This is a genomic window from Dolichospermum sp. UHCC 0315A, assembly GCF_008121535.1.
Classification (GTDB): Bacteria; Cyanobacteriota; Cyanobacteriia; order Cyanobacteriales; family Nostocaceae; genus Dolichospermum; species Dolichospermum lemmermannii.
The window spans coordinates 69,026-89,895 of the sequence record NZ_CP043057.1 but is presented as its reverse complement, the minus strand read 5'-3'; the positions used below and the strand labels follow the sequence as shown (position 1 = coordinate 89,895).

Sequence of the window (20,870 nt, the reverse complement as noted above, 5' to 3'; positions counted from 1 at the left end):
TGTCGGGGTTTTAATAATGGGTTTGACGAAGTTTGCTGTCGGGGTTGAGCGATTTCTGTGGGGCGATTTGCGATCGCTACAGAGTGCTACAGAGTTTACTCTCATTGACAAAAGTATTTTTAACTATGATAAATAGTATAAATATTAAATTATTATAAATATTTGTACAAAGCTTACATTTTAGCTTTAAGTTCAAAATATCCAAATTTAGCCATTTTTTGTGGCTAATGAACCTAAAAGTCTCACTATAGTTGCTGTTGAGACCTAAAACAACATATTACATTATATGCCAAAATACAGCGTTAGCGAAGTTTTAGATATCATCAAAGCCCTGACAGCAGAAGAAATACTGGAATTACAACAGTCCTTATCTAGTGTCTTAAGTATGATTGCTACTGATGCTAAAGCCGTGGATTCCCATTCACAAAATATTGAAGGTATCACAATTGGCAACGGCAATGCCGGGATTGAATTTAATCAAACTCAAGCTGATAGGGGAAGTAATATAACCCAAACTCAAGCTACCCTTAACAATGTTGCTGAACTACGGGAAGTCTTAGCTTTTCTCTCAAAGTTAAAACAAGATATTGCAGCAAGTAATAATTTAAACGTAATCGAGAAAAAAACTTTAGAAGTTCCGATACAAACTATAGAAGAAGAATTAAAAAAACCAAATCCAGATAAAAATTCAGTTAAGGAATCACTTGAATTCCTCAAGAAGAGTTTAATAGGGGTGGCAGAATTAGCTAAACCAGTCTTGGAAATAGCTCCCTTAATTGCTAAGTTCTGGGGAGGAATATGAACTCAGAATTTCCCAATAGTCAGAATTCAAGTGAGCAAGATATTAGCCATGTCAAAATAGGCGATGGTAGCACTGTCACATTTAACCAAACTCAAATTATACAAATCACTGTTGCTGAGATAAAAAGTCGGCAATTTAAACTTAATTCACCTTACAAAAGTTTAAATAATTTTGAGCCTGAAGATAAAGATTTGTTTTTTGGGCGTGACCAATTTCTCACGGAGTTGGTAAATGAATTTGAACACACCAATTTAATTTTACTTTTAGGGGCTAGTGGTAGTGGCAAATCCTCCGTTGTTCGTGCCGGTTTAATTCCCTGGCTTATGAACGAATACAAACCAAATTTTTTCAATTTGACATTTAAACCAGGTAAAGACCCATTTGAATCTTTATATGTTAGTCTCTTTCCTAAATACGGACAAGAAAAAGCAAGTATTGCCCGTGAAGCTAAAGCAGACACACTAACTCAGGTTGTTAAAAGGTTGAAGGAAGAAACAAATTCTTACTGGTTGATATTTATTGACCAGTTTGAAGAGTTATTTACTAATAGTCATCCAGAAAAGAGTAAACAGTTTATTGAGAGTTTGGTGCAATTAAACAAAGATTCGCAACCTAATGTCAAAATCTTGGCAACCATGCGGGCTGATTTTTTTTACAAGTTAGGTGACTATTCTGGCCTGGTAGAAGCTATAGATAAGCATTGGCCAATGATTGCGAAAATGCAAAAAAACGAGTTGCGAATGGCAATTGAGCAACCTGCCGCCCATCATGGTGTTGTATTTGAAGATAATCTAGTAGATCAAATACTTGAAGATATCAAAGGTCAGTCAGGCTACTTACCATTGTTACAATATACCTTGAATCTACTTTGGAAAACGGAAGCAGAAACAGCCGATTTTCAAAACCACCGTACATTGAAGAAAAGCACCTATCAAACGTTGGGCGGTGTTACAGGTACGTTACAAAAACACTTGGATAAGGTTTATAATAAATTATCGTCGGATGAACAACAAGCAGCTAGAATAATCTTTTTAAAACTGGTTGGTATTAATAGAAATTCAACTTTTGATGAGGAATGGAAGCCTATTAGTAGAAGGGCTTTTATGTCTGAGTTCACTGGTAGTTGCGAAAAAGATGTCTTAGAAAAACTGATTAGTGAAAAACTTTTAGTGAGTAACCGCAAATCAGAAGCAGAAGTATCTACAGTAGAAATCGTTCATGAAAGTATCATTACTTCTTGGAATATACTGAAAAAATTAGTTGAAGAATATCATGAATCTATAGCCTTACGTAATCGGCTACAAGATGATGTACACCACTGGAAAGAACAAAAATCAGATAATGAACTATGGAGTGGATCAAAACTATTTCGTATTTTAGAATTAAGAGAAAAACAAAAATCTTTAGACTTACCCTTCTTTAATCAAGATGATATTGATTTTATTGACGCTAGTGAAAAATTATCTGTTCGCAAAAGGCGCAGAATCATTTTATCATTGAGCATTTTCTCTGGAATAGTTTCAATCTTAGCTTTATTAGCTGGATGGCAATGGCAGAATGCAGTTGGGAGTGAGATTAAAGCGATTAGTGCATCTTCAGTAACACTTTTATCCTCCAATCAAGAATTTGATGCCCTTGTAGAAGCAATTAGGGCAAGAGGAAAATTGCAGAGTTTGGTATGGGTAGACGATAAAACTCAAAATCAGGTCAACCAGAATTTAGAGCAGTCTGTTACTAAAGTGGTTGAATACAACCGATTGAGCAGTCATGAAAATGCTGTATGGGCAGTTGCTTTTAGCCCTGATGGACAAACCATTGCTTCCGCTAGTGGAGACACAACAATTAAACTCTGGAGTCGAGATGGCAGTTTATTAAAGACCCTTGAAGGACATAAAGGTACTGTATGGGCAGTTGCTTTTAGCCCTGATGGACAAACCATTGCTTCCGCTAGTGGAGACACAACAATTAAACTCTGGAGTCGAGATGGCAGTTTATTAAAGACCCTTGAAGGACATAAAGGTACTGTATGGGCAGTTGCTTTTAGCTCTGATGGACAAACCATTGCTTCAGCTTCTGATGACACAACAATTAAACTCTGGAGTTTAAATAGTTCGTTGGTGAAAACTCTCAAAGGACATCAGGGTGCAGTTCGGGGAGTTGTATTTAGCCCCAGTGGCAACACTATTGCCTCAGCCAGTGCAGACAAAACAATTAGACTTTGGAATCGTAACGGTCTTTTACTCAAGATTCTTAACCGTCAAGGTCACACTGATGAAGTTGCAGGGGTAGCATTGAGTCCTGATGGTAAAACAATTGCTTCAGCAAGTTGGGATAATACTGTCAAACTTTGGAGTCGTCAATACGGTAGATTGTTGAAGACTTTAGATGGTCATAACAATCGAGTTGTAGGGGTAGTATTCAGTCCTGATGGTAAAACAATTGCTTCAGCAAGTTGGGATAATACTGTCAAACTTTGGAGTCAAGATGGAAAATTGCTGAAAACTTTAAATGGCCAAGATAAAGTTTACGGAGTTGCATTTAGTGCTGATGGTAAGGTACTTGCCTCAACAAGTGAAGATAAAAACATTAAACTTTGGAAGTTTGAGAATCCATTGATGCGAACTCTTGATGGACATGATAAAGACGTAATTGCAGTGCGTTTTAGCCGCGATGGTCAAATTATCGCATCAGGTTCTGATGACAAAACTATCAAACTTTGGAATATTGACGGTTCTTTGCAGAAAACTCTTAAAGGACATAAAGCTGGTGTATTGGGCTTAGATTTTAGCTCTGACAATCAAATCATAGCTTCAGCTTCTGATGATAAAACTATCAAACTTTGGAATCTTGATGGCTCTTTGAAGAAAACTCTTGAAGGGCATAAAGATGCAATTTGGGCAGTTGCCTTTAGCCCTGATGGACAAACCATCGCGTCAGGTAGTGCAGATAAAAGCGTTATTTTGTGGAGTATTGATGGTAAAAAGATTACTACACTCAACGGTCATGAAAACCAGGTCAGGGACGTTAAGTTCAGCCCTGATGGGTATACTATTGCCTCTGCCAGCCTAGACAAAACTATCAAACTCTGGAATATTGATGGCACATTGCAACATACCTTAAATGGACATGAAAATGTTGTGCTAGGAATCTCTTTCAGTCCAGATGGCAAGACCATTGCTTCGGTAAGTTGGGATAATACGGTCAAACTTTGGAAAACAGAGGACGGTACTCTGCTGAGAACTTTAAAAGGACACAGTGAAGGCGTTATTGGGATATCTTTTAGCCCAGATGGTAAGATGATTGCCTCAGTCAGTGCAGACAAAAGCATCAAAATTTGGAATACTGATGGCATCTTGCTTGCAACTTTAAGAGGACATAGCAAAGGAGTTAGAGCAGTTTCTTTTAGTCCTGACGGTAAAACTATTGCTTCAGCAAGTGAAGACAGGACTGTGATTCTGTGGAATAAGGAATATGCTTTGGAAGATCAATTAAGAATTGCGTGTGATTGGGTAAGAGATTATTGGAGAAATAATTCTAATGTTCGTAAAAATCTTAGAGGATGTCGTTGAGACAGTAATTTCTGACACAAATAACAATTAGGAATAAAACAAAAATATGAAATACTACTCATTATTGACAATTTACAGTGAAACTGCTCATGTGAATTTTAGATTTAAACCAGTAATTTAGCTGAAAAAAATATTAAATTTGTGTGTTTAAATATTTTTAAATCTATACTATATCTAAAGCGTTCTTACTCAAATTATCAATTGAGATCATGAAAAATTCTGTATCAAAAAAACCCACATTAGGTAGTTTAATTGCTTGGGTAAAAATTCCAGCAATTATCTTATTAACTAGTCCCTATACAGCATTTGGTGTTCAATCACCTTCTACTATCTCAAAACCAACAAGCAGCTTAACTTATGATAAATTTGAAATAAGTCAAAACTGGCCTGTTGCGTGTCAAAGAAATAATTTTACACAAGATTTCTTGTATGCATTGGCAGTAAGGGAAACAGGCTCATGGGAAACTCCTTATAATACAAGTAATGGACAGGGTGCGTATGGTAAATATCAATTTACGAATATTTTGCTTAGAGCGCTTGGATATCAACGTCAAGGCAGATGGACAGGAAAGAACGGAGTTTATACTACCGCAGAATTCCTTAGTAATAAAAATAATGTACAAGAAATAGCTATCCGTGAAGCTTTTTTACTGAATTGGAATAGTATAGAGAATAAACTTCGACAAAGAGGACGTTCTCTGAAGAATTACTTAGGACGTACAATAGGAGGTGCAACCATAACTTCTAGTGGAATTCTTGCAGCTGCCCATGTAACGGGTGACGTAACTGTTGTTAACCTATTACTTACAGGACGAACATCTTCTGATTCAAATGGCACTACTAATCTATGTTACTTAAAAGAATTTGCTGGATATAGATTACCTAGATTCTGACTTTGGCTATTTTATATAGCTCAAAAATTTGTAATAGTGAACTTGCACATTTGGGATGCTCCTGCATAAAAGTTACCTATTATCTAACTTGTTTGTTGGCAAGCTAAATAAGGCTTGCTGACAATTATTAAGTGACAAAATTTGACAGGATGTTTTAGCTATCATTTCCGCATTTGGTTTATTCTCCGAAGGATTTCCATCTGGCTGCTTTTGTAAGCTCCATAACATTAATCCACCAGCATTGTTATTAACAACAGCCTGTGCTAAACTACTAACTTTTGACAAAGTATAAACATTACCTCCCCAGCCTTCAGGTGGTACTTGAATTCCCATAAATACTTTGCCTTTAAAATAATTTTGATAAGCTGCTAATGCATCTTGGGGATTATAACTGAGACCTGCGTCGTAAGACATAACGTGCAGTTGGTCAATCATTTTACTTTCGGGTGAGCGTAGCAGATTCAACATCAAACCTGTTTTCGCTCCTTGAGGTTGAGCATTAGCCCATTTGCCTTCACCATAAGCACCAATGCTCCAAGCTGCTACTGTAACTAAGTATGGCTTGGGTAATACCTTACGAATTTGACTAACAACACGACGAAATTCTACATCGGATGTACATGATATTTTACCCTTTGAAGATGAACACTGGGAATTAGTAGGCTCGTAATCAATATCAACACCATCAAACCCAAAATCTTTAACAACATTAGAAATGGCTGTAGGATTTAGTTGAGCAAAATTTGTGTAAGTAAGTCCACCAAAAGCTACCAGCACTTTAGTCTTAGGATTACGTTGCTTCAAAAGTGCGATCGCTTTTTTAACAACTAAGCCATCTGCACTAAATTGTAAACCTGTTTCTGCCAAATTTTTATTACCTTGATATGTAGTATCTGGCTTCATGAAAGATACAATCACCATGTTGACATAAGGAGGCAAAGTAGTTAGTTGTAACTGTTTAGGGTCGCTACTTTTCCTTTCAGACCAACTCTGAAAATAGCCTACGAAAGAGAATTGGCTTACTGGGTTTGGAGCAGAGAATAATCCTGTTGTACCTAATAATATTAGAACTAAGGTTAAGCAGAACGTAGTTAAAAATTTCCAACCAATAGAGTTTGACATTTGATAATTTCCTCAGATTAAATACAAATTTTGATGTTACTACTTTTGAGTAAAAACTATAAATGTATAAACAAATTTAATGTATTCAATCATATTTGCATGAAAATATAAATAACAATCATAAATAATATAATTGTTGTCTGCTAACGCAGACATAACTAAGAAACAAAAATTTACGTCCTCCATGTTTATTTACTGACTTGATTAACCACGTGAAATTCACAGAACAGGCTAGACTGTGCCGAATCGGGAGTTTTGTACGCTAAGAAAATTTCAAAAAAGTTGAAAGCCTTGACTATCAATGACTATCAATAGTTTCATAAAATATCATCCGAATGAAATTTTTTGTATTTTAGAACAATGGTCGTTAAAAAATTCCCAAAGAGTTGAACGCTAACAATCTTTAATGGCAAGGCTTTGGGCGATTGCTCCGATTTCTTAGCGTACAAAATTCCTAAATTGGCACAGTTTAGCCCAATACTAATAACTTGATTTCAAAGAGCGATCGCCCCCCACATTTTATATTTCCGCGTCTTTGACACCCAATACTAATAATTTTATTTCAAAGAGCGATCGCCGCATTTTCCCCCAAGAACCATAAGTATTAGCCTTGATTTTATCTAATTCAGATTGTTTAGCTAAATATCCCTCAGTATTATTGTTGCCACGAATGTAGCGTAATTCAAATACTTTAAATTGATCAATAGCTCTTGCTCCTACAACTTGAGCTATTTGAAAATCAGTTTTACCTTCATCGAATTTCACCAGAGCTACTGCCACTTTTTCTCTAGTCATATCTGCAAGTTGCGCTCTAGCTCGTTGTAATTCCGCTACTTTAATTTGGAGATCGGAGATGGCGATAGCGAAGCGCGGGAGATAATACTCCCCCTCGACCTAACTTTACCCCTAAATCACTTATTTTCCCAGTTGGTTTAAATTTCGCTTTCTTCTAGCGTCTCTCTTTTGCTGTGCTTTATTTAGTTTCTCAAGTTGTTTAAATCTAGGAGAAGTAGTAAAATTTAAGGATATGGGGTTCTGTGTATCAGTCGCTTTTATAGTTTTAGGAGAGATATCTGTGATATCCTTTAAACCAAATTTGACAAGCACTTCATCATAATCTCCTATCACATCCTCATCAACACACCCTGCTTGAAAAGCTCGCTCAATTAAAGGTAAACAATCTATTGCATTCATATCAGAAAGCACCCAGACAATATGACCGTTAAACTCAGGATCATTTTCTCTAAAAGATTCTAAATGTTGAGATAAAGAAGTAACACAATGCTGGTAATGCTCTGGATAGACAGAGGCAATAGTTTTAATAGTTAACATAGCTGTAATTCGGGGAAATTGCCCATGAGAATCATTAGCGATATAAGTAGAAAGTGCCGGAATTACAGGTAAACCAATCAGGCTTAAAACATTTTTTAATTCTTCATCCAAAATGAACAATACTTCATTATTAAAATCAAAATCATCAAGTTTGGATAATAAGCTAATTAACGGCTCAATTGCTGCTTCTACTCGGAATTTTCCTAATATACGTATTGCATGAATTGGTGCATATTCAAATAAACCACTTTCATCAGACAAAAGCGCGTTATGGTCTATATTGTAAAAATCTTCATCAGTTGCTAAACTGATCAACTCAGGAATATGTTCAGTAGTAATACCTAATTTCTCATAATTAGGCCATTTATCTGGTGATAATTTCCCTGTCCCTTCTTGATAATTAAACAATTGAGCAACAGTCTCGGAATAACTATTTTGTGACATACAAATCAAAGTTGAATTTTAATACTGTTTGCATAGATTTATTAATTTGATTCTAACGCAAAACAACAACTATTGAACCAATGTTGAAACCTATATCCCACATTCCGCACTTCATTTTGTAGTACAGGTACAAGTGTAATAAGTAACAGAAATAGCTTAAACATAAACACATAACTAAGTTGGCAATAAATACAGCGGTTTCCGCTCTTATGAGGTACAAAGTTGAATCATGAAACTCTTGTAGTGCGGGCATACTTCGACAAGCTCAGTACAAGTCTTGCCCGCTAATGGTGTACCTCATAACACCGAGAAGTGCTGTATAGACAGTAATATAAAAATTGCCAACAAATTGAAATTAATAAGGTATTGACAATAAATTCAGAAGAAAAAATGAGTCTGAAGGAAATCAAAATACCAAAAAATATGAATTACCAAAAAGAAGAATTTGAGAGTAAAAACTTAGATCACTTAGGAATAATAGATGAAATAGGAATAGTAGAAAAAATTAATAAGCTATTCTTAGTAAATAGTAGAGAGAAAGTAAATACAGGCGAAGTAGTTAAAGCAATCATTCTGAATTAACTAGGTTTTGTATCAACGACAGGCTCAGTACAAGTCCTGCCCGTCCTTGATAATTAGGGGACTTTTCGGCCCGCACCACAAGAAATTTTTGAGTATTTTTTTAATTGGAAGTCCCTAATCGTAGGCATACCTCCCATCTTTCACTATAGCTATATCTACTATTGCTCCAATAAATGCCCCTAGAATATCCGGTGCTAATTCCCTAGTAATCCTGCTAAATGCCTGATAACCAATAGTTTTAGCCACTTCTAGCAGTTCCTGGACAACTTCTGGAGGCGGGTTGTCTTTGATTAGGGGTAAATAGTCATTGACTAAGGATTTTTCATCGTCTGACAGGTCAGAAAAATTATTACTACCCCTATATAGAGCTTCTATTAGGACTAGTAATATTTTTTTGAGGGCATTGAACCCACCAAATTTACTAGCTATTTTAGAAATATAGGGCTGTGATAATTTGCTTATTTTAGCAACGGCTTTTTGTGTACATTTAATCCCTGTGTCTATACATTGCTTAAATGCTCCTAATAGATAATATCTGCTTACCTGTTCTCTATCACCTGCTGTTGGTGTAATTTCAAAAGCAGTGGTTTTGGTTAAGGTTGCACCGGGGTAATAATCCAGTAGGTAACTGAGATCATCATTACTGGTAAGATAAATTGTTAGTGCTTCATCAGGGCGACGGTTTGCTCGTAGTCTGCCTCCCATCTGAATAATCTCTGCTTTCACTAAATGCTCTATATATTCCTGAAATTGGGGATTATCTTTACTAGTGTCGTAATCCCCTGTTAAAGTTGCGTATTTAGAAGCTACAGCCCCTATATCCTGATAAGGTGAACCAATAGCAAATAAAGCATCGTGATTCATGTATTTATTAGTACCGCGATTATCCTTAAACCAGTAACCTTCACCATCTTGTTTGTGTTTGAGGTGGTCAATGACTCCTAAATTTTGATGATTAGATGCTAATGCTGTTTTTGTGGCATCTAATTGTTTAACTTTTGATTTACTTCTGTCTTTACCACATAATCCTAAATCAGTAATTTGTACTACTTTTAGATTTGAGTAGTTAGGTAATTTTTCACAGATGACTAATATCTCACTGGCATCTATTCCTAATTCAAAGGCTACTGTTTTCCGGGTAGCAGTTGCATCCAGTAAAAACACATTTTGGAATTTACTTAGTACCTCTAATTGTCTGGTGTTTTTTGTGGTAATGATTAGCTTGTGATGTTTAATCCTCAATGCCCCAGGACTAATATTAGCAATGATTTCTAATAATGGCGTTAACCAATTCACTATTAGGTTATCTAATAATTCATGGGATTCTTGACTTGCTTCTTTACCGAATGTATAACGAATATATTTTAAGGTTTTGCGGCTTATCCCCTTCCTTTCACTTGTGTCAATTCCATCTAAGGATACGCTATCAGCAGCTTGAAAGATATCTTCTAAATCAGGCGATAGCACCTTTAAATCCTCAATGATATTGGAGATAATGTTATGGTCAATGTCTCCAAATATAGACCTTACTTGATTATGATTATAACCATAGTAATTTTCTTTATGCTTGGAAGATAAATATTGCTCCAATGGTGAGATAAAATCTTTGATTTGTTTCCATACTTCAGGTAAATGTCTAGCAATTTCTCCTAAAGTCTTTTGGTAATCTGTTAATGATAATTCTGTAGTTTCCACTAGATTAATTTGACGACTAGATTCATCTACAAAAGCTAGGGATTTTTCGGGTATTTCTGATGGTAATGAATCAATATGGCATCTGATTCTATCTTTCATCAGTGCCTCACGCCGATCTCTCCTGAAAGTTGCACCAGCTATTTTATCTAATATATTACCTTCAAAATCTACACCTTGACAATTGGCTTTGAATTTACAAGTATGACAAATGGGATTTAATGATGATTCACTATTTGATTCTTGATGATAGCCTTTAGATGCTAATTTATGAAATAAAGGTGTTTTGTGACAATTCCCGGAAATATTGGCTTCTTGATTTTGAGGCCAGTTAATGGTGGGATTACCCAAGGGGGTTAAGTTGTTCTCATCTGCATACATTCCATTATTTCTAACTGGTAAATCTGTGTAGTTTTCTTCTATTGATTTAGTGGTCGGATTGCGGTGTTCATTGGATATGTACCACAATTTATTGACTTGTAACCATTCTGGTATAGTTTCTCCTACAAAGTTGGATTTACCAGCCCCAGCACTGGACATATCCAAGATATATTTTTTGCCACTTTGAATACTTTGATTGTAGGTTTCTAATCTATTAGCAGAATCAAACCATATATCAACATCTAAATTACTCCTAGATGATTGTTGAAGTGGAATAGATGTTGGGATAGATGCTGGGATAGATGCTGGTATAGATTGTGGTATATGTGCTTGCTTGAGCAGGGTTTCGATAAATAGTTTACATTCCCAATCTTCCCTAGATATTTCCTGATTAACAGGTTGTTTTCCTACTGCTAATATGGCATCTATGTATGTATTCAGATATTCTTTATAAGCTGTCTGAATTTCATTCTCTAGTAGTTGTCTACTGTATAATCCATCCGCTATTAAATCAGCGATATCATAGCCGTCTGTACTATCTGGATTTAATCTCTGGGGATTTAATTCAATGTATGGTAATTGTGCTTTGTTGGCTGCTATTCTTAGTTTGTTAGCTTTGTTGCAACCTGCTTTGTCATGGTCAGGATAATATACAATACCAGCGATATTATGAGATTTTAAGCATTGACAATATTGTTCTAGTTTGGCCTCTGTCCACTGTGAACCCTGAAAGGTAGTGGTAAGTAAATTTTGTTGTCTAGCAGCATCAGTACATTTTTCCCCTTCAACTACTAAAACAAATTGGTTTTTACCATGTTTGATGATTTCTTTTTGATGGTAAACAGGCCAGGGTTTGTCACCAATTCCGTTCACACTGTCACCAAGAATATCCAGATGGTAAGGAATGGTGAGTTTTTTCTGTTCACCATCTTCTATAAATTCGTATCTAACTACATACTGTGTATCTGAGTATGTATAGATGATTTGTGATCCTCTACTGTTATGTTTCTTTTGAGGAACAACACCAGGGGCGGGTAATTTGGCTAATTCAATGTTTTGGGGTAATGGTGCTGGTAATGGTGCTGGTAAAGGATCTGGTTTTTTGGCAGGGGTGATCTGTTGGTAGTTGATTCTGCCATTGTCAATACCTGCTTGTTTTAAAGCATCTTCTAAGGGATTAACAGCTTCTCTGATATCTTTTAAATGCTGTTTGTTGTCAGGATCTGCCCAACATTGGTACTTACCAGTTTTAATATCTACGGTTAATGAACCTTCACAGACTGGGCAAACATATCTATTTTTGCCTTTCTTGGGAGTGAGTCTGTCTAGGAAGTTCCTAATATCAAAGGTTTCTAGTATTTTATTCATGCCACACCCCCACTAATTGCAATGGGTTGGCAAGAATTAGAAGAAAAATGTTTACACTTTTGTACTTTGCAGTCTATAATCAAAATATAAGACTGCCATGAATTAGTTCTCATGGTCGTTAGTCCGGTGATCCAGACCTTTTACTTAGCTGCTTTCCACGGCGAGGGTAAGTAAAGAACTGGGTTTGCTAATTTTGAAATTTTCTAAGCTCTCAAATTGTTTATAACACAGTTTGGGAGTTTTGATTTATACTTGTGATCAAGGGTTATCATTCTTCAAAGAGCTATAAAGCATGATTGCAAGATTGACTACTGACTACGATTATAGTATATCAAACAAAATCTATTTCAGGAAAATTTATTTTTCTTTCTAAAATATGTTAATTTATACCACAATAGTCTAAAATTATATGTATATCAATATTTTCTTTACTAAACTTTTTGATAATTACTTTCAGTAAAAAGGAGATTAAGGTAATGGGCGAGGCTAGAAGGCGTAAGCAATTACTACAAGATCCAAACTACAAAATTTCTATCATAGCCAAACAGTTGGCAGCAAGTTTAAATCGTTCTCCCGTCCTAAAAATAGTTATTTTAGCATTTTTATCAGAAGCTTTAGTATACGAATTAGAGCCTAATTTGGTGTCTGAAATTTTGTTTGAAAAAGTTACTGAGTGGTTAGATAAGAATAGTAATATAGTCGAGTTAGCAGAACTACGATCAGGTTGTTTTATACCCACAGATGAACTCGTAGATAAGCTACTTGATATATTAATAATTATGTCTATGGGATCACCAAAGGCATCATCAGAAATAGGTATTGAGCCGAGATACGTGTAAAAACCTGCAAGATGGTCTGGAAATGCCTACTGTGTCTAGCTTTCAACAATTTTTCCCCCCATCCTTATAAGGTTTTCCACACAGAGGACAAAACTTATACCTCAACGACACCACCAACTCACCACAATTAGCACAACTAGACCGTAATTGCGTACCGCATAGATAACAAAACCTAGCCCGAACATTTCCCCACATTGAATCCACAACGCCACCAGGATTCCAACATTGGGGGCAAAACTTAATCGCTGCCATTACCAGAACCTCTTCTCCCCTGACAACAGCCTGCAAATACTCAACAGGCACAGACAAAGCCAAAGCAAGACCGCCAAGAGTTTTATGGCTAAGTTTCCTTGTCAATCCCCGTTCAATCTTCCCCACAGAGCGAGAATGAACACCAGCCGCATTCGCCACCTCAAACTGAGTTAAATTGAGTTCCTTTCTCATCCGCAAAACATAGTCGGACAGAGATTCTCCAGGTTTTGGAGTTTTAAAAGTATCCATAAAACACTGCCAATATTTCTCCCTAAAAGATATATAATTTAGGAATAAATAACCTTGCTAAAAACACACAAATTTCCGTGAAGCAAGCTGTCACATTAGCCACCGTTGCCGTCAAATTTTTAGAACGGACTGGACTAGCACCCAGTACCATTAAAACCTACGAACTAACCCTCTTAAACTTCCTAGCAGAATATGGAAGTTGGCTAATCGAAATAATCAGTAAGCAAACATTAATAGAGTATCTAGATAGCCTCTCACATTTAAAATACACAACCCACCATAAGCATCAAGCAATACTGCAAAGTCTATTTAACTTCGCCGTCCAACAAGAGTATATAAAAATCAACCCAATTCAGGGATTAAAACAGCGTCCCCCACAACGAGAAAAAGGCGAACATAAAAGCGATACTCTCATAAGATATCTAACACCAGACCAGCTAAATATCCTCTATACAGCAACCAAAGATGACTTGCGACTATCAGCAATAATTCATCTATTGCATCGCACAGGATGTAGAATAGGAGAGCTTTTAGCACTGAATTTATCAGACCTAGATATCAAAAATCAGAAATTTCAGGTATTGGGAAAAGGCAACAAACAAAGGTGGTGCTTTTATAGCAATGATGCCGCCCAATCACTAAATAAATATTTCCAACACACACGACATAAAAATATCAACGCATTGTTTACAGCACAACATCCAGTTACCCTCAAAGTCAGTAGAATTAGCTATCATACATTGCATGATTATTGGCGAGAAATTACCAATACCAATCCCGAATTAACCGGGGTACGCATTCATGATTTACGCCATACTTATGCTACAGAACGAGTAGGATTAATCAGCATAGAAGAATTACGTTCACTCATGGGACATGAAAGCATTCAAACCACATTACGCTACCAGAAAGTTACCTCCCAAAAAGCCGAATCAGCCGCCCGTCACGCCTTAAATATGCTGATTAATCCAGAACTACAAAGCTGAACTGAGTCACCATAACATTCATAATTATTGACAACTTTTTGAGCGAAAAAACAACATTTTTATCGGCATTGTCAATTTCTACCCAAAAGAATATAAAATACTCTTTGGTAGGGGAGTGAGGGATAAAACCATTTTGAGTAATCTTAGTATTATATAAGACTCGTATTTGATTTATAAACGGGTTTTCAGATTAAAGCCTTGTTGAAACAGTATATTTTCAAAATTTCCACTAGATTATTATATGTTTTAAATATTACTTGAATGACATCAATTGACCGTACCGCTTATCCCAAATTTAAACAATTTCCTGACCCCAAAGAACTGGCAGAACTTTACACTCCAACACCTACAGAAATCAAGTTTGTCAAGTCTAAAACCAAGAACCATGAAGGATTGCTACGGTTAATGGTGATGTTGAAATCCTTTCAACGTCTAGGATATTTCCCTCATCCTGAACAGATCCCAATTGCGGTAATTAAACATTTACGGTCGTGTTTAAAGTTACAAGACTCAGTAAAAGCAATACCCTCCGAACGCCAACGTCATACCTATAAAAATATTATTCGGGAGTATTTAGGAGTCAAACAATATGATAAAACAGGTCAAAGATTAATAGCCACATTAGTTGCAGAAGCAGCCCAAATTAAAGACCACCCTGCTGATTTAATCAATGTGGCAATTGAGGAATTAGTGAAAGAACGATACGAATTACCAGCATTTAGCACCCTTGACCGATTAATTCGCCACATTCGGTCAATGGTCAATAATCGGTTATTTACACTTTGTTCTCAAGGACTTTCAACTACCGAACAAATTTATTTAGACCAATTGCTCGTGGTGATAGACAAGGAGGAGGATAATGAAAATGCCACCCTGAATTTATTAAAATCGCCACCTAAAAGTGCCAAACTAAATGGGATGAAACTCCTGCAAAACAAGTTTGATATGCTCATGACTTTTGGAGATGCCAAGCGATTACTACAAAATATTACTCCTACCAAAGTTAGACATTTTGCTGCTTATGCTAGAACTTTAGATATCACAGAATTTCAAGATATTAATTTACCCAAACGGCGGACATTGCTATTATGTCTATTGTACGAAGCACAGGTAAAAACTCGTGATTATCTGGTTGAGATGTTTATTAAACGTATTTTGAAGATTCAAAATAATGCCAAACTGCGATTGCAGGAACTCCGGGATAAACATCTGACAGAAACATCAGAGTTGTTAGCAACATTGGGACAAGTATTACAAGCATCCAAACAAGCCAAGGAAACCAAGGATAATGCTGTATTTGGAGAACAGGTGCAGTCAATTTTGGATGAACATGGTGGGGCAGAATTGCTGATACAAAAATTAGATGAAATTGCGGCGTACAATACCAATAACTATTTACCATTAATGTGGCGGTTTTATGCTGCCAACCGCAAAGCACTGTTTAGTTTAGTGCGTTCTCTAGATATTCTCTCTACTTCTGCGGATGAATCAGTGATTGCAGCTTTGCAATTTGTGTTAGATCATGAACACAAACGTTCTAAATATTTGCCTTTTGATATCAATTTGGATTTTATTAGTAATAACTGGCGGGCGCTAGTCGTCGCCGAAATTGATGACACCGAGGTTTTGGTACGTCAGCAATTAGAAATTTGCATCTTTTACAATTTGGCGACTGAATTTAAAACGGGAGATGCCTGTGTTGTGGGGTCGGAAAGCTACGCGGATTTCCGCGAACAATTATTAAGTCCTGTTGAGTGTGAACCATTAATAAAAGATTACTGTAACTTAATTGGTTTTCCGGCTAATCCAACGGATTTTGTCGAACATTTACGCTTATGTTTAACACAAGTTGCTGAGAAAGTAGATAATATTTGTGCTGTTGATAAACAATTTACAATTAATAAGGAGGGCGACCCTGTATTAAAGAAACCACCATCATTTACTCAACCCCCAGAGGTGGATTTATTGGAGTCGAAAATCCGGGCGCTGATGCCGGAACGGAGTATTTTAGATATATTGTGCAATGTTGAGCATTGGTTAAATTGGACTAGACATTTTGGTTTGATGTCGGGAAGTGAAGCCAAAATATCTGACCCAGGGGAACGTTATATTTTTACTACTTTTGGTTACGGTTGCAATCTTGGACCTAATCAAATGGCTCGTCATTCGGGGGGTATGGTGACTGCCCATGAAATTTCTTATACTAACCGTCGTCATGTTAGTGCTGCCAAGATTGAAGCGGCAATTCGGGATGTTATTAATGCTTATAATCGGTTTACTTTACCTTCTTGTTGGGGGACAGGGAAAAAGGTGGCAGCGGATGGCAGTAAGTTTGAGATATACGAGAATAATTTACACAGTGAGTATCATATTCGTTACGGTGGTTATGGTGGTATTGCCTATCATCATGTCTCGGATAAATACATTGCTTTGTTTACTCACTTCATCACTTGTGGGGTTTGGGAAGCGGTTTATATTTTGGATGGGTTGTTGAAAAATCTTTCGGATATTCAGCCGGATACGTTGCACGCAGATACTCAAGGTCAGTCTGGACCTGTGTTTGCTATTTCCTATCTTCTGGGTATTAAGTTGATGCCACGTATCCGTAATTGGCAGGATCTTAGTTTTGTGCGTCCTGGTACGGATGTGAGCTATCAGCATATTGAGCCACTGTTTAAGGGTGTGGTGAATTGGAGTTTAATTCAGACTCATTGGTCTGACATGATGCGGGTGGTGCTGTCAATTAAGGCTGGGAAGGTGATGCCTTCGACGTTGTTACGTAAGTTGGGGAGCTACAGTCGCAAAAATCGTCTTTATCAAGCTTTTCAAGAGTTAGGTAAGGTGGTGCGGACTATGTTTCTGCTGGATTATATTTCTAATGTTACTTTGAGACGGGAAATTACGGCGGTAACAAATGTTGTGGAGATGTATAATGGTTTTCTGGATTGGGTATTTTTTGGTAAGCAAGGGATGATTACTGAGAATGATCCGATTGAGCAGGAAAAGCGGTTAAAGTATTTGGATTTGGTGGCCAGTGCGGTGATTTTGCAAAATACGGTGGATATGTCGTTGGCGATTCAAAAGTTGATGTCACAGGGTGAGGTGATTCCTATGCGATACCTTGCTGCTTTGAGTCCTTATATTACAAGACATATCAAAAGATACGGTGATTATGTGGTGAATTTACATAATATTCCTCAACCTTTGGAGTCGGCGATTAATCTTCCTCCAGAAATCTTTGAAATGTAGACACAGCAAGCGTTTCCAGACCATCTTGCAGGTTTTTACACGTATCTCGGCTCAATACCATTTATAGCTCCATTTTACTATGTCTATAATTTCGTTTTTTACTTTAATTGATTAGTCTAACTTATAATTGTTTCTTGAATATCTTCTTTCACTTATCTATTGACCTCTCCAGGTGGTGTGCATTCTTATTGCTTCTTATTGAGAATAGATTTTGATGACATTTTTGGTGATTTACTGTTTCTCAAATGCCTTTTTTCACTTTATCTGTTTGTTTTGATGCTCCCTTTGATTTTCATCTCCGTAATTTCCCTCTGTAACATTTTGGGGTGCGGAATGTGGGTTTTAATGCTACTTATTCTCATTAAGCATCTTAATTTTTGAATTGACTTTAGTTATTATGTACTACTTTAAGGGCTTTTTTGATCTGTGACAGTTTGGGGTGCGGAATGTGGGTTGAATATCTCCTTTCACTTATTCATTGACCTCTCCAGGTGGTGTGCATTCTTATTGCTTCTTATTGAGAATAGATTTTGATGACATTTTTGGTGATTTACTGTTTCTCAAATGCCTTTTTTCACTTTATCTGTTTGTTTTGATGCTCCCTTTGATTTTCATCTCCGTAATTTCCCTCTGTAACATTTTGGGGTGCGGAATGTGGGATCAAACCCACATTCCGCACCCCAAACTGTCACAGATCAAAAAAGCCCTTAAAGTAGTACATAATAACTAAAGTCAATTCAAAAATTAAGATGCTTAATAAGAATAAGTAGCATTAAAAGGGACGTGGTGTGATAAAGTGAAACTTGGTAACAAAAGAAAAAAATGAATTGATAACCAAATAAGAAATAATTGATGACAACAGAAGTATTAGAGGAAACTGTTGTGAAATTAAAACCTCAAGAAATAGAAATTGAGAACATAGACCATCTAGGGATAGTAGCAGGAATCATAGATTCAATCGGAATAGTAGAAATAATAAATGAATTAATAGGAGTCGAAAAAGACGAAAAAGTAAATGCAGGTCAAGTGGTAAAAGCCATGATAATAAACGGGTTAGGATTTGTCTCCAAACCGTTATATATGTTTCCCAAATATTTTGAAACAATCGCCTGTGAGCATTTAATAGGAGCAGGAGTAAAACCAGAATATCTCAACGACGATAAATTGGGGAGAGTCATGGATAAACTGTTTATAAAAGGCTTAGATACAATCTTTTTTATCATAGCCTTAAAAGCTGCTCAAAAATTTGGAGTATCACTATTAACATCACATCTAGACTCATCATCAATGCACGTGCATGGGCAGTATAACACTAGCTTACCATTCGTAATATTTGAGAGTCAAAAAGTAGGAAATAACCAAGAATTAGAAGAATTAGCAGTAAAATCACCAAAAGAAATAACCATCACCTACGGTTATTCTCGTGACCATCGTCCAGACTTAAAACAGTTTATCATAGAAATGATATGTTCAGGAGATGGAGACATCCCAATATTTTTAAAACTAGCATCGGGAAACCAAGCTGACTCATCATGTTTTGGTAAAATAGCAGTAGAATATCACAAACAATTAGAAGTTAATAGTCTCATAGTAGCTGACTGCGCCTTATATACAGAATCAAACCTGAAAATGATGTCAGATTTACAGTGGTTATGTCGAGTACCATTAAGCATAAAAGCAGCAAAAACATTAATATCAACATTAGCAGAATCAGAATTTATTGATAGTACAATACCAGGATATAAATTAGCATCAAAAATCCAAAATTATGCAGGGATAGAACAAAGATGGTTAGTAGTGCAAAGTCAAGAAAGAAAAGAATCAGACCTGCATAAGCTCACACAAAAAATTACCAAAGCAGAATCAAAAGCTGTGCAAGATTTGAAAAAGTTATCACAAGAGAGATTTGCATGTGTTGCAGATGCTATCAAGGCATTATCAAAATTATCAAAACAATTCAAATATCATCAAATTCACGAAAGTACGGTGACTCAAGTAAAATCTAATAAAAAAGATACTTCAGGAGAAATATCTTACCAAATATCAGCTACAGTCTCCCAGGATGAAAGTAAAATTAATACAGAATTGCTGAGTGCGGGACGTTTTATTATTGCGACAAATGTTTTAGATTCACAGGAACTAAGCAATGATTCTATGCTCAGGGAATATAAAGCCCAGCAGTCATGTGAGAGGGGGTTTGGTTTTCTCAAAGACCCATTATTTTTTGCCGACAGTATTTTCCTCAAAAGTCCTGAGAGAATAGAGTCTTTGGGAATGATTATGGGTTTATGTCTACTGGTTTATACTTTGGCTCAACGTCATATTAGAAATGCTCTTTTGGAGTCTAAATCAACAATTAAAAATCAATTAGGCAAAGCAACTAATCGTCCTACTTTACGCTGGATTTTTCAATGCTTTCAGTGTATTCATTTGGTTACACTCAATCAGGAGAAACATATTTCTAATTGGAATAAGGACAGAGATTTTATCTTGAGTCTTTTACCAGATGATTGTTTACGTTACTATCAATTAGTCAGCTAATTATCATCTCTATCAATTTAATTTCTCTTGTAAAGATGAGCTAATCTCTTTGATTTATAGCTCCATTTTACTATGTCTATAATTTCGTTTTTTACTTTAATTGATTAGTCTAACTTATAATTGTTTCTTGAATATCTTCTTTCACTTATCTATTGACCTCTCCAGGTGGTGTGCATTCTTATTGCTTCTTATTGAGAATAGATTTTGATGACATTTTTGGTGATTTACTGTTTCTCAAATGCCTTTTTTCACTTTATCTGTTTGTTTTGATGCTCCCTTTGATTTTCATCTCCGTAATTTCCCTCTGTAACATTTTGGGGTGCGGAATGTGGGATCAAACTGCACCCTCTAGATACCTGCTTAATAACCTCATAGCATTGTCAATAAGCACCATCTTTTTTCAGAGGGTCTAGCACCTGAAACCCTTTGCCTATCTTGCTTTCACTTTGCTTGTTGCCCCCTCAAGTCAATGATATTGTCAAACGCCACAGACAGTCAGAGCAGAAATCAGAATTGGAGAAGTAATTTTGAAAAGCTTATCCAGTAATCGTTTCAGCCTTAGCGTAACT

At 36.3% G+C, this 20,870-nt stretch carries 12 protein-coding genes and 1 pseudogene; 8 read left to right on the top strand and 5 right to left on the bottom strand.

Translation table 11 applies throughout. From position 1 onward, the window contains the following. Positions 1–286: 286 nt before the first annotated feature. The 3 genes from BMF77_RS25725 (at position 287) to BMF77_RS25715 (ending at position 5,264) form a co-directional block, all read left to right on the top strand. Entirely contained in the window at positions 287–802 is a 516-nt protein-coding gene (locus BMF77_RS25725; protein WP_148766695.1) for a hypothetical protein, read from the top strand. Then, positions 799–4,371: a WD40 repeat domain-containing protein gene (locus BMF77_RS25720; RefSeq protein WP_148766693.1), complete on the top strand. Its 3,573-nt coding sequence runs from the start codon at positions 799–801 to the stop codon at positions 4,369–4,371. The genes BMF77_RS25725 and BMF77_RS25720 overlap by 4 nt, the downstream gene beginning before the upstream one ends. 209 nt (positions 4,372–4,580) lie before the next feature. Next, positions 4,581–5,264, top strand: coding sequence for a hypothetical protein (locus BMF77_RS25715; protein WP_148766691.1), 684 nt, complete (start codon positions 4,581–4,583; stop codon positions 5,262–5,264). Positions 5,265–5,336: 72 nt separating this feature from the next. Here BMF77_RS25715 and BMF77_RS25710 read toward each other — a convergent pair whose 3' ends face one another. The 3 genes from BMF77_RS25710 to BMF77_RS25700 all read right to left on the bottom strand — a co-directional run bounded on the left by BMF77_RS25710 (position 5,337) and on the right by BMF77_RS25700 (position 8,162). After that, on the bottom strand, positions 5,337–6,386 hold the full coding sequence (locus BMF77_RS25710; RefSeq protein WP_148766689.1) for a glycosyl hydrolase family 18 protein: 1,050 nt from the start codon (positions 6,384–6,386) through the stop codon (positions 5,337–5,339). 519 nt (positions 6,387–6,905) lie between these two features. Next, complete coding sequence (locus BMF77_RS25705) at positions 6,906–7,181, bottom strand: hypothetical protein (protein ID WP_246863035.1); 276 nt, start codon at positions 7,179–7,181, stop codon at positions 6,906–6,908. A 120-nt stretch (positions 7,182–7,301) separates the two neighbouring features. Then, positions 7,302–8,162, bottom strand: coding sequence for a HEAT repeat domain-containing protein (locus BMF77_RS25700; RefSeq protein ID WP_148766687.1), 861 nt, complete (start codon positions 8,160–8,162; stop codon positions 7,302–7,304). Between the two features lie 423 nt (positions 8,163–8,585). On the opposite strand from BMF77_RS25700, the pseudogene BMF77_RS25695 reads away from it, so the two are divergent. Continuing rightward, positions 8,586–8,741, top strand: a pseudogene (locus BMF77_RS25695) (DUF4277 domain-containing protein); the annotation flags it as partial. A gap of 117 nt (positions 8,742–8,858) precedes the next feature. Here BMF77_RS25695 and BMF77_RS25690 read toward each other — a convergent pair. Then, complete coding sequence (locus BMF77_RS25690) at positions 8,859–12,185, bottom strand: hypothetical protein (RefSeq protein WP_148766564.1); 3,327 nt, start codon at positions 12,183–12,185, stop codon at positions 8,859–8,861. 476 nt (positions 12,186–12,661) lie between these two features. Between BMF77_RS25690 and BMF77_RS25685 the strand changes: the two genes are divergently transcribed. Continuing rightward, on the top strand, positions 12,662–13,024 hold the full coding sequence (locus BMF77_RS25685; RefSeq protein ID WP_148766566.1) for a hypothetical protein: 363 nt from the start codon (positions 12,662–12,664) through the stop codon (positions 13,022–13,024). 42 nt (positions 13,025–13,066) lie between these two features. Here the strand turns inward: BMF77_RS25685 and BMF77_RS25680 are convergent, their stop codons facing one another. Further along, positions 13,067–13,525, bottom strand: coding sequence for a helix-turn-helix domain-containing protein (locus BMF77_RS25680; protein WP_148762642.1), 459 nt, complete (start codon positions 13,523–13,525; stop codon positions 13,067–13,069). A gap of 77 nt (positions 13,526–13,602) precedes the next feature. Between BMF77_RS25680 and BMF77_RS25675 the strand changes: the two genes are divergently transcribed. The 3 genes from BMF77_RS25675 (at position 13,603) to BMF77_RS25655 (ending at position 20,301) form a co-directional block, all read left to right on the top strand. Continuing rightward, on the top strand, positions 13,603–14,511 hold the full coding sequence (locus tag BMF77_RS25675; RefSeq protein ID WP_148762640.1) for a tyrosine-type recombinase/integrase: 909 nt from the start codon (positions 13,603–13,605) through the stop codon (positions 14,509–14,511). A 261-nt stretch (positions 14,512–14,772) separates the two neighbouring features. After that, the gene (locus tag BMF77_RS25670; RefSeq protein WP_148762638.1) at positions 14,773–17,760 is read left to right on the top strand and encodes a Tn3 family transposase; all 2,988 of its coding nucleotides are present in this window, start codon (positions 14,773–14,775) and stop codon (positions 17,758–17,760) included. An 852-nt stretch (positions 17,761–18,612) separates the two neighbouring features. After that, entirely contained in the window at positions 18,613–20,301 is a 1,689-nt protein-coding gene (locus BMF77_RS25655; protein ID WP_148765670.1) for an IS1634 family transposase, read from the top strand. Positions 20,302–20,870 lie beyond the last annotated feature (569 nt).

Excerpts from the sequence above, each read along its gene's own strand:
- BMF77_RS25725 (WP_148766695.1), top strand. The coding sequence starts at position 287 with ATGCCAAAATACAGCGTTAGCGAAGTTTTAGATATCATCAAAGCCCTG.
- BMF77_RS25720 (WP_148766693.1), top strand. The coding sequence starts at position 799 with ATGAACTCAGAATTTCCCAATAGTCAGAATTCAAGTGAGCAAGATATT.
- BMF77_RS25715 (WP_148766691.1), top strand. The coding sequence starts at position 4,581 with ATGAAAAATTCTGTATCAAAAAAACCCACATTAGGTAGTTTAATTGCT.
- BMF77_RS25710 (WP_148766689.1), bottom strand. The coding sequence starts at position 6,386 with ATGTCAAACTCTATTGGTTGGAAATTTTTAACTACGTTCTGCTTAACC.
- BMF77_RS25705 (WP_246863035.1), bottom strand. The coding sequence starts at position 7,181 with ATGACTAGAGAAAAAGTGGCAGTAGCTCTGGTGAAATTCGATGAAGGT.
- BMF77_RS25700 (WP_148766687.1), bottom strand. The coding sequence starts at position 8,162 with ATGTCACAAAATAGTTATTCCGAGACTGTTGCTCAATTGTTTAATTAT.
- BMF77_RS25690 (WP_148766564.1), bottom strand. The coding sequence starts at position 12,185 with ATGAATAAAATACTAGAAACCTTTGATATTAGGAACTTCCTAGACAGA.
- BMF77_RS25685 (WP_148766566.1), top strand. The coding sequence starts at position 12,662 with ATGGGCGAGGCTAGAAGGCGTAAGCAATTACTACAAGATCCAAACTAC.
- BMF77_RS25680 (WP_148762642.1), bottom strand. The coding sequence starts at position 13,525 with ATGGATACTTTTAAAACTCCAAAACCTGGAGAATCTCTGTCCGACTAT.
- BMF77_RS25670 (WP_148762638.1), top strand. The coding sequence starts at position 14,773 with ATGACATCAATTGACCGTACCGCTTATCCCAAATTTAAACAATTTCCT.
- BMF77_RS25655 (WP_148765670.1), top strand. The coding sequence starts at position 18,613 with ATGACAACAGAAGTATTAGAGGAAACTGTTGTGAAATTAAAACCTCAA.